The sequence below is a fragment of the Paenarthrobacter sp. 10L412 genome, from assembly GCF_056395565.1.
Genome location: NZ_JBFTJT010000005.1, coordinates 149,379 through 165,619, shown reverse-complemented (window position 1 = coordinate 165,619; position 16,241 = coordinate 149,379). Strand labels below are relative to the sequence as shown.

Genomic DNA, 16,241 nt, shown 5'->3' with positions numbered 1-16,241 from the left:
GACGTTCTCTCACGTCGTGCGCCTTTTGGCGCAACGTTCTCTCAGGTCGTGCGTCTTTTGGCGGCACGTTCTCTCACATCCCGGGCCGGATTAACGTTGCGAGGCCCGCTCTGCGCCCCTCGGAGTGACCAAAGAGCGCATAACGGGCCTCACAAACTATCCGGTTCAAGCGTTAGCGAGGTCCTTCTTGTCCTCGTCGGCGTCGCTCGAATCAGAGCCCTTCGCGGCGAACGCGCTTCCCTGCTCGGCGTCCAAGTGCGTGGCCTTCTTGTTCTTCAGCGCGAAGATGTACACCAGCAGCGAGATGAAGATCGCGGCAGTCACGTATGTGAAGAACATGTCCACCTGCCCGGCCTTCTGCAGAGCGGCGCCAATCAGCGGGACCGTGCCACCGAACAGCGAGTTCGCGATCGCATACCCCAAGCCGACACCCAGGGCGCGGATCGAGGCCGGGAACAGCTCAGCCTTCACCAGCGCATTGATCGAGGTGTAGCCGCCCACCATGAGCAGGCCACCGAGCATGAGCAGGAATGCCGTGAACGGATCCTTGGTTCCGGACAGCGTGGAGAGCAACGGCCAGGTGAACAGTACGCCCGTGACCCCGAACCAGATGAGCAGCGGTTTGCGACCAATTTTGTCGGAAATCAGGCCATAGACAGGCTGGAGCAGCATGAAGATGAACAAAGCCCAGAAATTGATGATGGAAGTATCGGTCTTGGCGATGCCGGACGTATCGTTCATGAACTTCAGGATGAAATTGGTGTACGTGTAGAACGCCACCGTGCCACCGAGCGTGATGCCAATGCAGATGAGCAGCGGCCTCCAGTGCTTGGTGAACAGCAGCTTCATGGTCCCGGGCTGTGCCTCGCCTTCAACCTTCACATGGGCGGCGCGGAGCTGATCGGCGGAAAGCGTTTCTTCCATGGAACGGCGAAGCCAGAGGACAACCAACGCAGCTACGCCACCAATCGCGAAAGGAATTCGCCAGCCCCACGCCGTCAGATCTTCCTTGCTCATGGTATTCTGCAGGATCACGAGCACCAAGAGGGCCAGCATCTGCCCGCCAATGAGTGTTACGTACTGGAAGCTGGAGAAGAAACCGCGGCGCTTGGCGGTCGCAGCCTCGGACATGTAGGTGGCGCTGGTGCCGTATTCGCCGCCGACCGAGAAGCCCTGCACCACCCGGATGAAGACCAGCAGGATCAGTGCCCAGAGCCCAATCACATCCTGGGTTGGCAGGATCGCGATGGCAAACGAACCGGCCGACATCATAGTCACACTGAGGGTCAGCGCGGCCTTGCGGCCCTTCCGGTCGGCGTATCGGCCGAAGAACCAGCTGCCGATTGGACGCATGAGGAACGACGTCGAGAAGACGGCCATAGCTTCGAGGCCAGCCTGCAGATCGTCCGAGGAGTTGAAGAAGTGCGACTGGAAATATGCCGCGAAAACCGTATAGACGTAGAGATCGAACCACTCCACGAGGTTGCCCGCGGAGCCTTTGAGGATGTTGCTCACGGCCTTGCGTGTCTGTGCGGCCTCGCTGAGGGGCGCAACTTGTTGGGTGCTCATCAATGAACCTTCCTGGACGGCGCCTGCGATGGCAGCCGTGTCTTGCATGAGTTCGTTCTGTCCATGAAGCTCTTGCTCATGGCGTCCTTGCGCATGGCTCTTCGTCGACTAAGAAAGGTCCTCCATGGGTGAAGAGGACATAATCCAAACTATTGGTGATGCACGGCACAGCCAACGCCCGAGGCGATTTCCTAACACTTCCTTAGGTTTCGAGGCCCTAAACGCCCTGAACGCCCTCAACGCCCTGAACGCCCTGACGCACGACGGCGGTGTGCGGCATTGTTTTGATCCCACCGTTGCGCTGTGGTCCCTCCGGATGCCTCTCACATCCTGTGACCGCTTTCGGCGGACGCTCTCTCACATCCTGACCGCTTTCGGCGGATGCTCTGTCACGTCCTGTTTCCCTGCTGCGGACAAGAGCGGATCGCGGGGTTACTGTTCAGACATGGCGACTTTTCCTCAGCCATCCCCGGGCCCTCGGCTGACGTTGAGGAGGATATTCGGCAACCTGCCCCTTCCTCCGGGCCAAGTGACCGGAGTGACCATGATGGTCCTTCTCGGAAGGGCTAGCCCTTGGTCGTTGCCGGGGTCCGACGCGCTTCACAGGATGGTGGGTTCTGGTCTGCTGGCGATTGGCGGTGGGCTGAATGCCTGGGCCTTGGCTGAACGAGACCGCCGCTCGACGGGCACTTTCGATTTGGAGAGGCCTGGGGAGCTCGTAACAAGCGGCCCTTATGCAGTGACCCGCCATCCTATGTACGTGGGGTGGTGGCTCATCCATTTGGGCGTGGGGACACTCGCCGGTTCATCATGGGTGCTCGTGACTTTGCCGATCGGAATGCTCGTGGACCACAGGGGTGTACTGCGCGAAGAGGCTGCGCTGTTGGAGGTCTTTGGGCGACCCTATGCGGAATACGCGAAAAGGGTTCGCCGCTACCTAGGCACAAGATCACGGCGCCGATGATCCCTCGCGCGCTGCGGGATGTGAGAGAACGTTGCCCGGAAGGCGTCGGGATGTGAGAGAACGTTCTGGGGAGGCGGTAATTATGTGAGAGAAGGTGTGTCGTTTATGCGGACGATTTTCCAAATGGAGAGGCGCGCGATTCCGGCTGCGACGGCAATGCTCAACGGAAAGGCCCATGCTGTTGGACTCCAAAAACCTCCGAAGGGGACACACATTAGTGCCGCGGTCGTGAAGAATGCTGCGACGTGAATCCATTGGTTTCGGATGCGTCGCAGCGCCAAGCCCAAGAGTGAGCCCACCGCGGCACCGATTGCCCAAGCTGGTGGGGCACTGAAGACGAACAAAACGACGCCCCATGCTGGGTTTGATAGGGCAAAGAGGATGCCGAACACCAGGTGTGAGATCAAGATGCCTATCACCAGGGCCTTCCAGCCCAAAACCACTCGATCCTTTGGCCCGTAGGTCCAGACTTCCGAAGGGGCGGTCAGACTCATCACTTGCCCCTTGCGATCGCGTTGAGTGCACCGGCCAGAGCTGGATATGTGAAGGTGAATCCTGCATCGACTAACTTCCGGGGTTCGACCCACCGGCTCTTCAACACCAGTTCCGTCTGTGTCCGGATGAGGAGCGCTCCGGCTTCGAGCAGCCAAGCTGGCGTCGGGATGCCAAACGGGACACCCATACTTTGCCGAACCAGCGACATCAGTTCGCGGTTATCCACGGCATACGGCGTTGCTGCGTTTACTGGGCCCGTGAGTGCGGGCTGCCCGTGGACAAACACCACGGCGCGGAACAGATCCTCCACATGGATCCAGCTGAACTTCTGCGTGCCCGGCCCCATATGCCCACCCAAACCAAGCCGGGCCAGATTCCGCAGGGGAGTCATCACGCCGCCGCCCGGACCGAGGACGATCGCAATGCGAAGCGGGACCTTTCGAGTGCCCGGAACATTGGCAGCAGCCAACTCGTCCTCCCACGCACGGGCCACGTCTACAGAGAACCCGCGCCCCAGCTCACCCGATGCTTCAGATTGTGAGCGGTCCTCTGCGTGCCGATAGATGGTGCCAGTGCTGGCGTTGATCCATGTCCCAGGCGGGTCGGCGCATCGAGCAACGGCACGGGCCAGGACACGAGTTGTCAAAACCCGGGAGTCCACGATCTCCTGGCGGTTCCGGTCGTTGTAGCGGCAATTCACAGATCGTCCGGCGAGGTTCACCAGCAGTTCGGCGCCGTTCAGCACCTTGGCGATGGCGCCGTCGTCGTTCCATAGAGCATCAGTTGAAGCATCCCGCCCGACCGTCCGAACCTGCCAACCCTCATTAACAAAGCGATGCTTGAAGTAACTGCCAATGAAGCCGGTAGCGCCCGCAAGGACCACTGTGTGCGGCATTACGAGCCTTCCTTCACGCTGCGGACGAGTCCCAGAGCGTCGTCAAATACCTTGCTGACGCCGGGAATCTTCGCGAGCGACAACCCCCGCGCTACCAGGGGCGCGGCGCCGTCGATCAGTTTCCGCGTGCGCCGTTGGCCCTCGGATTTGTCGTAAACCCAGAAAAGTGCGACACCCATATATGCAAGCCACAGCAGCTCCGGTAGATCTTCGCGCAGCTTTTTGGCGACGGCGGGGGAGGAACCGTCGACGGCGGACCGGAAGATCGCCAGCGAAGCCTCGCGGGCGGCGGTGGACGCCTCGCCGAATGGGTTGACTGGCGACGTCGGCCGGATCGCAGTCGCGATGAAATCTGAGCCGAACTGGTGATACGGCGCCATGACGTCGACGCCGGTGTGCAGTACGGCTTTCAGTCGACCTGCGAGATCGTGGACGTCCCTGAGGGCTCGTGCCGCAACCTCCGCATGCTCGTTCTGGACTTGGATGTACAGTTCCTGGACGAGTTCATCTTTGGAGGCGAAGTAGTAGTAGGCATTGCCGACGGAAACTCCCGCCTCCTGTGCGATGGCACGCATGGTGGTCTTCTCGAAGCCGATTTCGCGGAACATTTTCAGTGCGACGTCGGCTACAAGCTGCCGGGTCTGTTCGCTTTTTGCTGCCATGGCGCTACTCCTCTAACCAGGTTTTGAACGCGTTCAATAACGAGTATACCCCCGAATTTGAACACGTTCAGAAACGGTCGCCGAAGAGTTGGTTGGATGTGAGAGTTCGTCCGCCGAAACCCCGTTGGATGTGAGAGAACATCCGCCGGAAACGGGTCTGGATGTGAGAGAGCGTTGGTGGGTGGGACAATAAAGCTGGTGTTGGGCCGAGCCCCCACCAACCACAGTGCTAATACAGCCGGGCGCCTGAAACAGCGCCCGTGCGAACCACTACGAAATGGATGACCCATGCCCTCGCCTTCCGGCTCCAGCACCTTGAGCAAGCCTGCACCCCGCTTCGCCTCGATCGGATCCCCGTACTTTGGCATCATGCTCGCCATCATGGCCGTGGTGCTGATCCTGTCCAATATCGGCGCATCCAAGGGCGTCGTGCTTGGTCCGATCATCACCGATGGCGGATTCTTCCTGTTCCCGCTCGCCTACATCCTGGGCGACGTCATGAGTGAGGTGTACGGCTTCAAGGTGGCGCGCAAGGCCATCATTACCTCGTTCGCTCTCTCAGTCTTCGCTTCTCTCTGCTACTGGGTGATCATCGTGCTGCCCGGTTTCACGGACGAGTATGGAACCGCCAAGCAGGCAGCTATCGAAGGCGCACTTGGCCCCGTCCCGCAGATCGTGCTCGCTTCACTCCTGGCCTTCCTCGCCGGTCAGACCATCAACTCCTGGATCCTGGTGAAAATGAAGGAGCGCACGGGCGAGAAGACCTTGTGGGCACGGCTCATGGGTTCATCCGTAGTGGGCGAATTCGTGGACACCCTGATCTTCTGCAGCATCGCGGCCTCGGTCATTGGCATCACCGACTTCGGCATGTTCGCCAACTATGTCCTGGTGGGCTTTGTCTACAAGACGGCCGTGGAGTTCCTGTTCGTGCCGATCACCGTATTGGTGGTTGGCTACATCAAGAAGCGCGAGCCGAGCTACGGGCCGGTCGCGGCCTAGGTTTGCCGAGATCGCCGGAGCCGCGCCAGTTCGTTGGAAGTTTCCAGACGTCCACGCACGTTTCCGGCGATCTCGATGCTACGAGTAGTACCGGCCCAGCGTCTCCGCCTTGAACTCGAAGAAATCCCCGGACTCGATGGCCAACCGTGCATCGTCCACCATCTTCACCACGAAGCGCTCGTTGTGGATGGAGATCAGCGTTGCCGAGAGCATTTCCTTGGCCTTGTACAGGTGGTGGATGTACGCGCGCGAATAGTTTCCACAGGTGTAGCAGTCGCAGCCATCCTGCAGCGGTCCGAAATCGGCCTTATAGCGGGCACCGGACAGGTTGAACCGACCGGACGGGGTATAGAACGCGGAGTTCCGTGCCACGCGGGTGGGTGAGACGCAGTCGAACGTGTCGGCCCCGTTCTCGATTGCCGTGAAGATGTCGTCCGGCTCGGAAATGCCCAGCAGGTGCCGCGGCTTGTTTTCAGGAAGTTCCTCATTGCACCACCGCACGATGGTGCCCAGGTTCTCCTTTTCCAAAGCACCGCCGATCCCGTACCCGTCAAAAGGCATGGCTCCAAGGTCCTGACATGCCTTTCGGCGCAGATCCTCGTACTGCGCGCCCTGGATCACCCCGAACAGCGCCTGGTACGGCTTCCCCACCCGGGCGGAAGTCAAACGGGCATGCTCTTCCAAGCACCTCAAAGCCCAGAACCGGGTCCGCTCCAGCGATTCCTCTTGGTAGGCCCGGGAGTTCTGCAACGTGGTCAGCTCGTCGAACGCGAACATGATGTCAGCGCCGATCTGATGCTGGACCTGCATGGAGATCTCGGGGGAGAAGCGGTGCCTGTCCCCGTTGAGGTGCGACTTGAACCACACGCCGTCATCATCAATGTGGGCCAGCCGTTCCTTGCCGGGCGCCACCGCGTCGTCGGGGCCGGAGGTGTCCACATTCTTCATGTCGATGACCTTCTTGAACCCCGAGCCCAGGCTCATCACCTGGAATCCGCCGGAATCCGTAAACGTCGGTCCGGACCAATTCATGAAAGCACCCAGCCCGCCGGCGGCGTCGAGGATCTCAGGGCCCGGCTGCAGGTACAGGTGGTAGGCGTTGGCAAGCACTGCCTGCGCGCCGAGCCCGGCAATGGACTCGGGCAGCACGGCCTTGACTGTTGCTTTGGTTCCGACGGCGATGAACGCGGGCGTCTGGATGGTTCCGTGCGGCGTGGTGATGGTTCCGGTCCGGCCCAGGAAAGTGCCGCCATTGGCTTCGATCAAGGCGTCCGACGGCGAACACGTTTCGGTCAGGCGCTGGCCCACCGTAAAGGAGAACCCGGATTGCCGTGAAGAAAGACCCGGCAAGGCAGTGGACGGAGGAGACGAGGGCAGGAAAGCGGAAGCTGGCACGCTACCAAGTGTGCCAGCTTTACCCCGGGTAACCTGCGGAACCCGTCCTAGGAGCTGTAGTTCTCAGCCTTCCAGTTATCCCAGGAGGACCTGATATCCGCCAAGGTGTGAGCCCCCAAATCGTAGGTGGAGGCAATCACCATGGAACCGCCGTCGGGCCTTTTATCGGGGATCGGCAGCTGCTCTGCAACGATCAGCAACCCATCTCCGTGCTCTGCGTAGCTGTGCACAGTGAGGCCCACCTGGTGACGGCTCTTGAACCACACGCGGCCGGAGATCTTCTCGCCGGTTCCGAGCGTAAGGGAGTAGTCATCGCCGATGGGGGGAAGATCGCCCAGCCCCAACTTCTCGATAGCCGGCCCACCACTGCCTGGAAGCGATACGAAGTGGGTTCGCCGTTGACCGTGCGGGTGTCTCTCAAGGGCGAAACGGAGTTGTTGCAGGAAGGTAAGCCAGCCCTGCGTGATGTCCTCGTCCCATTCCGCCCACTCGGAATCGTGGTCCAGCGCGGCGCGCGTGACTTTGACTTCGGTGCCGCCGGAAACAGGGTGGAGCTCAAACTCATCCCCGCCATGCACCGTCAGCTTGGTGTGATCGGGATTTTCCTCCACATCTGGGTGGAAGTAGATCTGTTTAATTTCGTCGGCGAGGTCATCGGCTTCCCATCCGTGCCATTGAGCCACCAGCGAGGGTTCACGCAGCATTGTCCAAACCTGCTGCGCGTCGGCATTAACCACAACGCTCAGATTGTTCGTCATGGCCCCGAATCTACCGCCGTTCGCGTCTCTAAAACAGGTCTTGAAGTTTAGAAGTGCCGGGACTAGGCGGACGAATCAGAACACCGCTCATCAGGCCCGCACGGCATCCAGTTCGATGCCGATGCGCCGGCCCAGTTCCTCTTCTCCCAGTGTCTCGGATCCGCCGTGTGCCCGCAGGAACAGCAGCGACTCAAGGCGGAGGAACCGCCATTCGCGCTCCGCTTCATGATTGCCGTTATCGATCGCGCGGAAGATTTCCTTGTCGTACAAATTCGGTTCGTTCAGGGCGCGTTGGCGGACCTTCGCGGCGATTCGGGCCTTGAAGGGGTCCGTTTCTTCTGACTCGTGGGCGCGCAGCAATTTCTCGTACACGGCCGCGCGTTCAGTTTGTCCGCCCTCCCGGCAGATGAAGCTGGAGAGCGCCAGGGCGCGTTCGATCGACGCCCAGCGATCGGGGTTGCCGTCAAAGGGCAGCACGTTCAGGAGATCAGCCACGGCCAAGGCGTTGTCCGGATCCCGCAGCACGATGCAGAGATCGAACGCCAGATTGCTGAGGTCCCGGAGGCAGCTGCCCGATTTGGTGTTGATGCCCTTCGCCAGCCTTTCGGCGAGCACCTGAACGCCGTTCTTGCCCTTGTGATTTGCGACGGCGGCCCGCACCACTGCTTCAGGCGTTCCGGCCGGCTCGGGGATCAGCGCGAGTTCTTCGGGGGCCGGCGTGGCGACTACAGGCGGCGTTTCCGGGCGTGGGGGAACGACGACGGCGGAACCCGCCGCCACTTCGGCTTCGCCTTCCATCGATGTGCTGGAGCCGTCGGCTTCAGAATCAGCCAGGCCGACTGCGGCGGATTCGGGCGCGGCCAAGCCGGCCGAAGCTCCATCACCCACCGGCACGCTGGAGCCGGCAGCGATCCGCACGGTGCCGCCGTCGACCGTTGTCACCAGCAGCAGGGCGGCAACGCCATAATCGTCCTTTTCCACCTCCACGGCGGCAATTTCCTCGGCAGGCCCGTCTCCGGGCAGGAACACAAAGTCTCCGGGTTGCAGGTCCCCAGCCTGCTTTTCGCGGTATTGCTGTGAGGCTGGGCTGTGAGTCATCGGAAGTCCTTTGGTTCTCTTGCGGTCCGCCGTCCAGTCTACAAACTCCAGCCGCCGCAGGACGCGGGACCCGCTAAAGGACGCTGCCGAACTACAGGACGATGACGGACTATAAGACGATGCCCGAGAAAGCCAGTGCCTGTCGCACGAGGTTGCCGCGGCCGCCCTCGAACTCCTGCTGAACGTCGTCACTCAGGACTTCCCGCGGTGTCATCCAGGTGAGTTCCAGGGCGTCCTGACGCGGTTCGCATTCGCCGGTGACGGGGATGATGAAGACCAACGACACCGCGTGTTGGCGGTCGTCGGTGAATCCTGTCTGGGACGGCGCGGGGAAGTATTCGGCCACGGTGAAGGGAACGGGGCTGATGGGCAGCTGCGGGAATGCAAGGGGGCCGAGGTCCTTTTCCATGTGCCGCAGAAGGGCTGCGCGGATGGTTTCACGGTAAAGGACGCGGCCGGAGACGAGGTAGCGAACCATGTTGCCGTCGGCGTCGCCCTGCAGGAGGGAACCGACTTCATTGACGTACCCGAGCGGATCCAGACGAACGGGGACTGCCTCCACGTAGACCATGGGAAGGCGGCCGCGGGCTTCGAAGAGGTCTTCGTCGGAAAGCCAGCCTGGATACGGGTCGGGTGTACGTACGCTCATAGTTAAGTTCTACCGCATCCCCAGCGGAAGTTCGGTGGCAGGACCCCCTGCGCGCTGCGCATTAAGCTGCTGGCTATGTTTGCGGCCGTTCGCTGGGCACACGTTCCACCACGATCGACGCCGGCGCCGAGCCGCCCACCGCATCCGGATTGGCGACGTACAGGACACCCTCGCTGATCCGCGCCTCAACCCCAGCTCCGGTGAGCCTGTGCAGCAGTGGTTCCAGATCGGCGTCGTACTCAAAAGCCAGATCGCCGGACTCCGCGGCCGCACCGTGGATCACTCGAAGTATCCCGCCGTTCTTGGTGGTGAACGTCGCCGATTCGTCATCCGAGGTCCGGGGCCGGGCACCGATGTTGCGGAGCTCCTGCGCGGCATCCATGACGCCGGGACTCACCCAGGTGGCAACTACGGCAAGAGCCGGGTCGGCGTTGTCCGACGTGGCCCACGTGCCGTCCGCGGCGCGCCGGGCGGGGTCGGCCAGGAAGGTGAAGCCATCCCGGGCCGTGATCTGTACGGTCGGGCCGTGCGAGGCCTCGGTGAGCACCGCGATGGTCCCGTCTTCCTGCGTGCGCCGGGCGAACTCTTCCAGCACCCCAACCTCGACGCCGAAAACGGTGGTGCCGTCTTGGGGCGAGCCCTCCACTGCTGCTCCGTGCTGTACGCGGTGAAGTGCCAGCCGACCCGAGCCGGCGTCGAACTCGAACCAGTCGTCATTCTGGACCGTGTTGACCAAGCCCAGCGCCTCCAGCAGCTCAGCCCACTGTTTCGGACGGGAGGTGAAGTGGATGGGGCGGGCTCGCAACATGGGTCCTCCTGGGCTGGCTTCGCTGGCATTCCGGTTCTGTCCTCCACACTATGCCGTCCGGTTTGCCGCAGAATGAATCCATGCCCATCGAGCTCGAAGAATTGATCGTCAAGGACGCCGCGGAATGGCGCGCATGGCTCGGGGCCCACGCTGCCGACAGCCCGGGTGTGTGGTTGGTCCTGCACAAAAAGGGCGGGAACGTCACGGAGCTGGACTACGATGCCGCGCTGGACGAGGCGCTCTGTTTCGGCTGGATCGACGGCCAATCCAAAAGCCGCGACGCCGAAAGCTACTTCCAGCGCATGACACCGCGGGGCCGCCGCAGCATCTGGTCGGCACGGAACGTTGGGCACATCGCCCGGCTGGATCAGGAAGGAAAGATGACCGCCGCCGGATGGGCGGCCGTCGAAGCCGCCAAGGCCGATGGGCGTTGGGAAGCTGCCTATGCCGGTCCCGCGGATTCAGTGGTTCCCGATGATCTCGCGGCTGCCATCGCCGCTGTACCCGAGGCGCAGGCCATGTTCGATGTCCTGACGTCCCAAAACCGCTTCGCCCTCATACACCGGACCAACCTCGTCAAAAGGGCAGACACGAGGGAGCGGAAGATCGCCGGTTTTGTGGAGATGCTTGCCCGGCACGAGGCGCCGTACCCGCAGAAGAAGCGCCCGGCTTCAGGGCCCAAGTAGCGTCAGAGACCACGTAGTGCCAAGGCCCAGATAGCGCCACAGCGAGTAGCGCCAGGACCCAGGTAGTCAGCCTTCGGGCGCGAACGCCACGCCTTCGCCCACAACGCGAAGGCTGAGCTCCGTGCCGGGCTTGGTGATGGACGCGTTCCAGTGCCGGATGGTGATGATCTCTCCTCCACCGGGGTAACGGTGGGCATTTCCGGATAGAACGCCGTCCGCCGCTGTGTAAGCGGCGAGCCTTATCCGAACAGTCGTTTCGGGACCGAAGTAGTCCGTGTCCACAACCACGCCCCGGATGGGGCCGTCGGGTGCGATGCGTATCTGCTCCGGGCGGAGCATGAGCTGCACTTTGCCCTGTGCCGGTGGCCGGCGGACGGGAATCCCGCCCAGGGAACACGTGGCCAGGGACCCTTCCATCCACGCGTCAAGGATCACGGCGTCACCGAGGAATTCGGCCGTCGCGCGGTCTGCTGGCCGCGTGTAGACCACAAAGGGGTTGCCAATCTGTGCCAGTTTTCCTCCGCGCATGATGGCCACTTGGTCGGCAAAGGAAAGAGCTTCGGCTTGGTCGTGCGTTACGAGGATGGTTGTGACGCCTGCAGCGTTGAGCACCTTGGCCACAGCCCGACGCGTAGCTACGCGGAGCCCGGCGTCGAGTGCCGAGAACGGCTCATCCAGCAACATGAGCTCCGGTTCGCGGGCCAGCGCACGTGCCAGGGCAACGCGCTGTTGCTGCCCGCCTGACAACTGGTGCGGACGCCGCTTCGCCATGGAGCCGTCCAACGACACCATTTCGAGCAGTTCCTGGACGCGGGAAGCAACAGCCCGGCGGCCGCCGTCGAGCTTTCCGGAATCCAACCCAAAAGCAACGTTCTGTCCCACGGTCAGGTGCGGGAAAAGAGCCCCATCCTGGGCGACGTATCCCACCTGCCGTTTGTGCGCAGGGAACCACACTCCATTGCCCGCAACCGTTGAGCCGTTCAGGGAAATGGTCCCGGTGTCTGGATGCTCGAAACCTGCGATCAAGCGAAGCAGCGTGGTTTTGCCGGAGCCGGAAGGACCAACAATGGCGGTGGTTCCGCCCTTGGCCACGGAAAGATTGACCCCCTTCAGCACAGCCTGGGAACCGAAATTCTTTGTGACCTCAGCGATGTCCAAGTGCGTGTTGGTGGTGGGCACAATGGACGGCGCCACGCGCGGTGACGGGAGCCTGGGTGGAGATTGTTCGGTCACTGTCCGGCCACTTTCTTGGACTGTTGGAAAAGAAGGTAGGTCATCGGGGCGGAAAGCACGATCATCAACAGCGCATACGGTGCGGCGCCTGTGTAGTCGATCTCGCTGCTCTTGCTCCAGAACTCTGTTGCCAGGGTGCGGGTTCCATTGGGCGAGAGAAGGAGGGTTGCCGTGAGTTCGTTGACGATGGCCAGGAAGACGAGTGCGGCACCACCTGCCGCAGCCGGCGCCGTGAGCCGCAGGGTCACACGGAAGAAGGACACCATCGGAGCTTTGCCAAGGGATTGAGCGGCTTCATCGAGCTCTTTGGGTGCCTGGGCCAGCCCGGAGCGGATGTTGACCAGCGCCCGGGGAAGGAAGAGGAGGACATAGGCGGCCACCAGTACGCCGGCACTTTGGTAGATGCCGGGAACTGCGCGGATGCTGACGGTGACGAAGGCGAGGCCCACAACGATTCCGGGCAGGGAGCTGGTCACGTAGTTGGACAGTTCAAGCATCTTGCTGAACCAGCTGGGATGCCGAACGGCCAAGTAGGCCATGGGAAAAGCCACGATCGTGGTAACTGCGGCGCCGACGGCCCCGTACAGGAGCGTCTGCAGCAGTGCGGGCAGGAATTCGTCGGCGGCCCATACCTGGGCGCCTCCGGCAGAAAGCCAGCGCAGGACGAACCAGATAGGAAGCCCGAACGCCAGCGCTGTCAGGGCCAGCAAAGCGAGCTGCGCTGGAGCTTGGTATCCGCCCAGGGACGCCCGTGTTGCTTTCGCTTGCGCGCCTGAGCCAATTCGCGCGTAGCGGGCGGTGCCTCGGCTCTTGACTTCGGCAAGGAGAAGGAGCAGGCAGAGGAAGACCAGGACGCTTGCCAGCATGTTTCCGGCGGCACCGTTGAACGTCGACTGGAACTGGATCATGATCGCCGTCGTGAAGGTATCAAAGCGGATCATCGCGAAAGCGCCATATTCCGCAAGGAGGTGCAACGCCACCAGCAACGCACCGCCGGTCATTGCGATACGAAGCTGCGGGAGCACTACCCGGAAGAACACAGCCCAGGAACCCAGGCCAAGTGACGCGGCAGATTGTTCGATCGCCGGATCCAACCGGCCCAGCGTGGCGGCGGCGGGAATGTAAACCAAAGGGAAATAAGACAGGGTGGCGATCAGCACGCCGGACCAGATGCCCTCCATTGAAGGTACAGCCGAAACCCATGCGTAGCTGTTGACGAAGGCGGGAATGGCAAGCGGAGCAGCCAATGCCACGGCCCACCAGCGGCTCCCACGTAGCTTGGTGCGCTCAACCAGCCAAGCGCCGCCCACCCCAAGAATGAGGCACAACGGCACTGTCAGGACCATCAACATGATGGTGTTCAACAGCAGTTCGCCAACCCGGGGACGAACAATGAGTTCGACGGCGGTGTCCCAGCCTGTCGCTGCTGTCATGAAGATGACGTAGCCCAACGGCATGAGGGAAAACAGGGCGATCAGCACCGCCAGCAATGACACTGTGGAAACGCCGAATGGCGGGCGAGGGCGTTTGCCCTTGCCCGCCGTCGTCGTGCTCCCTGGCGACTGTGGAAGGTCGGGAGCCGATAGATCAGTGGTCACAGAATTACAGGAGTCCTGCCTTGGTCATCAGATCGGTGACCTTGGTGGAGTTCAGCTTGGCCGGGTCAACCGTGGGCGCCTGCAGGTCCTTGATCGGGACAAGCTTGTCATTGGCGTCCACCTGCGAGGCGATGGCGTACTCGAACGAGGTACCGGTCTTCAGGACTTCCTGGCCCTTCTTGCCAGTGATGAACTTCAGGAACGCCTGGGCATCTGCTGCCTTCTTGGAAGACTTCAGGACACCGCCGCCGGAGACCGAGAGGAACGCGCCCGGATCCTGGTTCTTGAAGAAGTACGGCGTGACGTTCTTGGAGTTCTCGCCGGTCTTGGCCTGGTCGCCATAGTAGTAATAGTGGTAGATCAGTGCGGCGTCCACTTCACCGGCGTTGACGGCCTTCATGGCCGTGCTGTTGCCCTTGTAGGCTTTGAAGTTTTCCTTCATGCCCTTGAGCCACTCTTCCGTGGCGGCTTCGCCCTTGAGTTCGAGCAGTGCTGCGACGATCGCCTGGAAGTCGGCACCAGACGGTGAAGCGGCCCACTTGCCCTTCCACTCCGGGTTCGCCAGGTCCAGCATCGACTTGGGCAGCTTGTCTTCGCTGATCTTGTTTTTGTCGTACACAAGGACTGTGGAGCGGGCTGCGATGCCGGTCCACTTGCCCGTGGAAGGACGGAATTCAGCGGGGACCTGGTCCAGCGTGGCCTTGTCTACGTCCGCAAACAGTCCAGCGTTCTCAACCTGCGCCATTGCGGGAGAGTTCTCTGTCAGGAAAACGTCTGCCGGAGAAGCGGCACCTTCCTGGACGATCTGGTTGGACAGTTCGGTATCCGAGCCCTGCCGCATGGTGACCTTGATGCCGGTTTCCTTGGTGAAGGCATCCACCCATTCCTTGGTCAGGCTCTCATGCTGCGCGTTGTACACCGTGATGCCTTCGCCGGAAGCAGCAGCATCTGACGACGGCGAACCGGAGGCAGCGGGGGTGCCGGCGTTGGAGCCGCAGGCCGTGAGGCCAAGGGCGGCGGAAGCGAGCAGGGCGATTCCCGCCAGCGCGTTTTTGGAGAGCTTCATGAGGGCTTCTTTCTGCGAACAAAGACACAGAGTGCCAAGCTTTGGGCTTGTTCCGTGTGAGCGGGAAGGTTTGGGGGAACCCGCTGAGAAAAGCGTAGGTTAGGCAAACCTATGCTTCCAAAGCCTGGAACACTTATGTGACAAGGATCACAACAATTACGGAACTATTGCGTGCCGTAATTGCCGCGACCTAAGTTTCCAGTGTGGCCGCTGCCTCCAGCGCCATCCATGCCTGCAGTTGGGTGGAAAGCTCGACGGCGGCCCCCGCCGGATACGTTTCACTCGCCGGGCGCAAAGGGTTGGGGGAGAAGGTAAGGACCGGATATTCGGGATCACCGCCGGACTCCCGCCGGCCGTCCCAGAAGGCCTTGGCTGTGCTGAGAACGAGGCCTTTAGCGATGTCACGGGCGGAATCCTTGAGCCGCTGATCTTTGGCAGCGAGCGCCAGGTACCGGATCAGGATGCCGGTAAAGAGGCCCCCATCCCCAGTTCCATCGCCGTGGATTACCTGCGTGCCGGGCACCGTAAGCTCCCTGGCAACGGCTTCGATCAGATGGGCGGCGCGGTCCAGGTTCTCCTCTCCGCCCAGTTCCAGGAGTGCCCCAAGGATTGGCCCTTGGTTGTAGGTGTAGACCGCGTCCTCAAGGACGATCTCCCCATTCCGCATGCGAAGGCCATCCAGATAAAGGCCGCGGCCGGGGTGAAGGAGCTTGCCGTTCAGCCAGTTCACCAGGGCTTGAGCCCGCTCACGGTGATCGGTTCGTGCGAAGTAGAGGGCAACCGGGGCCGTTGCGGGGGTGTTCTTGAAGTCCCTCTTGGTACTCCAGAATGTTCCGCCGCCCAGCTCGTCCGTGGAAGCCGAATCGAATTGAAGCGTTAGCTTCCGGCGAATATAGGCGTTCCGGCGGCGTCCGGGCTTCCGCGTCTCCTTGGCCAGCTTTTCCAATCGGAGGGTGGACAGTGCCAGCCAGGCCATGTCGTCGTAGTAATCGTTGACGAACCTGAAGAAGTTCCGGAGTCGGATGGTGGTGACAAGGCGGGAAGCGAGCCGTCCCGCGCTCGGGCGGGAGTCGCCGTCGAACTTTCTCTTGGTGGCCAGTTCCCGGCGGCCCGTGTCCACCAGGCAGTCGACGTAATGCGCCTGCCACCAGTAGTGCCATGGACCGAGAGGGGCGCGGATCCCGCGGGAGGGGATGCTGACGGCGCCGATGTGGGTGCCTGGGAGGAAAAGCAGCCGTCGGCCGAAGAGCCGCGTGACAGAGCGGGCAGCCTCATCTGCGCGAATCGCCCACGCTGCTGCCTCCGTTGTGGGTGGTTGCTGGCCGGCGGGGTTGCTTTGGGTGGGCATGGAACCAGCCTATCCGGG

Annotated in this window: 16 protein-coding genes; 3 read left to right on the top strand and 13 right to left on the bottom strand. The window is 61.9% G+C overall.

Annotation, left to right across the window (positions count from 1 at the left end; translation table 11 throughout):
- Window positions 1–165 precede the first annotated feature (165 nt).
- The gene (locus AC1DD7_RS07420) at window positions 166–1,569 is read right to left on the bottom strand and encodes an MFS transporter (RefSeq protein WP_477514437.1); all 1,404 of its coding nucleotides are present in this window, start codon (window positions 1,567–1,569) and stop codon (window positions 166–168) included.
- A 124-nt stretch (window positions 1,570–1,693) separates the two neighbouring features.
- On the opposite strand from AC1DD7_RS07420, the gene AC1DD7_RS07415 reads away from it, so the two are divergent.
- The gene (locus AC1DD7_RS07415; RefSeq protein ID WP_477514436.1) at window positions 1,694–2,533 is read left to right on the top strand and encodes a methyltransferase family protein; all 840 of its coding nucleotides are present in this window, start codon (window positions 1,694–1,696) and stop codon (window positions 2,531–2,533) included.
- 80 nt (window positions 2,534–2,613) lie between these two features.
- On the opposite strand, the gene AC1DD7_RS07410 is transcribed toward AC1DD7_RS07415, so the two are convergent.
- The 3 genes from AC1DD7_RS07410 to AC1DD7_RS07400 are packed head-to-tail and all read right to left on the bottom strand — an operon-like array spanning window position 2,614 to window position 4,585.
- The gene (locus tag AC1DD7_RS07410; RefSeq protein ID WP_477514435.1) at window positions 2,614–3,027 is read right to left on the bottom strand and encodes a hypothetical protein; all 414 of its coding nucleotides are present in this window, start codon (window positions 3,025–3,027) and stop codon (window positions 2,614–2,616) included.
- On the bottom strand, window positions 3,027–3,923 hold the full coding sequence (locus AC1DD7_RS07405; RefSeq protein ID WP_477514434.1) for a TIGR01777 family oxidoreductase: 897 nt from the start codon (window positions 3,921–3,923) through the stop codon (window positions 3,027–3,029). The genes AC1DD7_RS07410 and AC1DD7_RS07405 overlap by 1 nt, the downstream gene beginning before the upstream one ends.
- Window positions 3,923–4,585, bottom strand: a complete 663-nt coding sequence (locus tag AC1DD7_RS07400; protein ID WP_477514433.1) for a TetR/AcrR family transcriptional regulator — start codon at window positions 4,583–4,585, stop codon at window positions 3,923–3,925. The genes AC1DD7_RS07405 and AC1DD7_RS07400 overlap by 1 nt, the downstream gene beginning before the upstream one ends.
- Window positions 4,586–4,873: 288 nt before the next feature.
- Between AC1DD7_RS07400 and AC1DD7_RS07395 the strand changes: the two genes are divergently transcribed.
- A complete protein-coding gene (locus tag AC1DD7_RS07395) occupies window positions 4,874–5,584 on the top strand; it encodes a queuosine precursor transporter (protein ID WP_224166404.1) in 711 nt (236 codons plus the stop codon).
- A gap of 78 nt (window positions 5,585–5,662) precedes the next feature.
- Here the strand turns inward: AC1DD7_RS07395 and tgt are convergent, their stop codons facing one another.
- From tgt to AC1DD7_RS07370, 5 genes are all read right to left on the bottom strand, one after another.
- Entirely contained in the window at window positions 5,663–6,979 is a 1,317-nt protein-coding gene (tgt, locus tag AC1DD7_RS07390) for a tRNA guanosine(34) transglycosylase Tgt (RefSeq protein ID WP_477514432.1), read from the bottom strand.
- Between the two features lie 47 nt (window positions 6,980–7,026).
- Window positions 7,027–7,737, bottom strand: a complete 711-nt coding sequence (locus tag AC1DD7_RS07385) for an SRPBCC family protein (RefSeq protein ID WP_477514431.1) — start codon at window positions 7,735–7,737, stop codon at window positions 7,027–7,029.
- 90 nt (window positions 7,738–7,827) lie between these two features.
- Window positions 7,828–8,835 carry a DUF6707 family protein gene (locus AC1DD7_RS07380; RefSeq protein ID WP_477514430.1) on the bottom strand — a complete coding sequence of 336 codons (1,008 nt, stop codon included), beginning with the start codon at window positions 8,833–8,835 and terminating at the stop codon, window positions 7,828–7,830.
- A 109-nt stretch (window positions 8,836–8,944) separates the two neighbouring features.
- A complete protein-coding gene (locus tag AC1DD7_RS07375; protein WP_224094275.1) occupies window positions 8,945–9,484 on the bottom strand; it encodes an NUDIX hydrolase family protein in 540 nt (179 codons plus the stop codon).
- Between the two features lie 73 nt (window positions 9,485–9,557).
- The gene (locus AC1DD7_RS07370; RefSeq protein ID WP_477514429.1) at window positions 9,558–10,292 is read right to left on the bottom strand and encodes a hypothetical protein; all 735 of its coding nucleotides are present in this window, start codon (window positions 10,290–10,292) and stop codon (window positions 9,558–9,560) included.
- An 80-nt stretch (window positions 10,293–10,372) separates the two neighbouring features.
- Here AC1DD7_RS07370 and AC1DD7_RS07365 point away from each other — a divergent pair, with 80 nt between their 5' ends.
- Window positions 10,373–10,978 (top strand): YdeI/OmpD-associated family protein, encoded by a 606-nt coding sequence (locus AC1DD7_RS07365; protein WP_477514428.1) that lies wholly within the window; start codon window positions 10,373–10,375, stop codon window positions 10,976–10,978.
- Window positions 10,979–11,044: 66 nt separating this feature from the next.
- Here the strand turns inward: AC1DD7_RS07365 and AC1DD7_RS07360 are convergent, their stop codons facing one another.
- The 4 genes from AC1DD7_RS07360 to AC1DD7_RS07345 form a co-directional block, all read right to left on the bottom strand.
- Window positions 11,045–12,211, bottom strand: a complete 1,167-nt coding sequence (locus AC1DD7_RS07360; RefSeq protein ID WP_477514427.1) for an ABC transporter ATP-binding protein — start codon at window positions 12,209–12,211, stop codon at window positions 11,045–11,047.
- Window positions 12,208–13,809: an ABC transporter permease gene (locus AC1DD7_RS07355; protein ID WP_477514426.1), complete on the bottom strand. Its 1,602-nt coding sequence runs from the start codon at window positions 13,807–13,809 to the stop codon at window positions 12,208–12,210. Before AC1DD7_RS07355 ends, AC1DD7_RS07360 begins: the two co-directional genes overlap by 4 nt.
- Window positions 13,810–13,813: 4 nt before the next feature.
- Window positions 13,814–14,875: an iron ABC transporter substrate-binding protein gene (locus AC1DD7_RS07350; RefSeq protein ID WP_224094295.1), complete on the bottom strand. Its 1,062-nt coding sequence runs from the start codon at window positions 14,873–14,875 to the stop codon at window positions 13,814–13,816.
- A 190-nt stretch (window positions 14,876–15,065) separates the two neighbouring features.
- Window positions 15,066–16,223 carry a glycoside hydrolase family 76 protein gene (locus AC1DD7_RS07345; protein ID WP_477514425.1) on the bottom strand — a complete coding sequence of 386 codons (1,158 nt, stop codon included), beginning with the start codon at window positions 16,221–16,223 and terminating at the stop codon, window positions 15,066–15,068.
- Window positions 16,224–16,241: the final 18 nt, after the last annotated feature.